Genomic DNA, 827 nt, shown 5'->3' on the forward strand with positions numbered 1-827 from the left:
CGCCGCAAGGCGGGCGAGGTCGAGTACGTGTCCTCGTCCGAGGTGGACTACATGGACGTCTCGCCGCGCCAGATGGTGTCGGTGGCCACGGCCATGATTCCGTTCCTCGAGCACGACGACGCCAACCGTGCCCTGATGGGTGCCAACATGCAGCGTCAGGCGGTTCCGCTGGTGCGCAGCGAGGCACCGCTGGTGGGTACCGGCATGGAGCTGCGTGCCGCGATCGATGCCGGCGACGTCGTCGTCGCCGACAAGGCCGGTGTCATCGAGGAAGTCAGCGCCGACTACATCACCGTGATGGCCGACGACGGCACCCGGCACACCTACCGGATGCGCAAGTTCGCCCGCTCCAACCACGGCACGTGCGCCAATCAGTCGCCGATCGTGGACGCTGGGGACCGGGTGGAGGCCGGCCAGGTGATCGCCGACGGTCCCTGCACCGACAACGGCGAGATGGCGCTGGGCAAGAACCTGCTCGTCGCGATCATGCCGTGGGAAGGCCACAACTACGAGGACGCGATCATCCTCTCCAACCGCCTGGTTGAGGAGGACGTGCTCACCTCGATCCACATCGAGGAGCACGAGATCGACGCCCGCGACACCAAGCTGGGCGCCGAGGAGATCACGCGGGACATCCCGAACGTCTCCGACGAGGTGCTCGCCGACCTCGACGAACGCGGCATCGTCCGCATCGGCGCCGAGGTTCGTGACGGCGACATCCTGGTCGGCAAGGTCACCCCGAAGGGGGAGACCGAGCTGACGCCGGAGGAGCGGCTGCTGCGCGCGATCTTCGGTGAGAAGGCCCGGGAGGTCCGCGACACCTCGCT

1 pseudogene is annotated in these 827 nt (G+C 67.7%); it reads left to right on the forward strand.

The window, feature by feature from the left end:
- Nucleotides 1–827 (forward strand): annotated as a pseudogene (locus A5736_RS14470) (DNA-directed RNA polymerase subunit beta); the annotation flags it as partial.

It is taken from the genome of Mycobacterium sp. SP-6446 (genome assembly GCF_001954045.1).
Taxonomy (GTDB): domain Bacteria; phylum Actinomycetota; class Actinomycetes; order Mycobacteriales; family Mycobacteriaceae; genus Mycobacterium.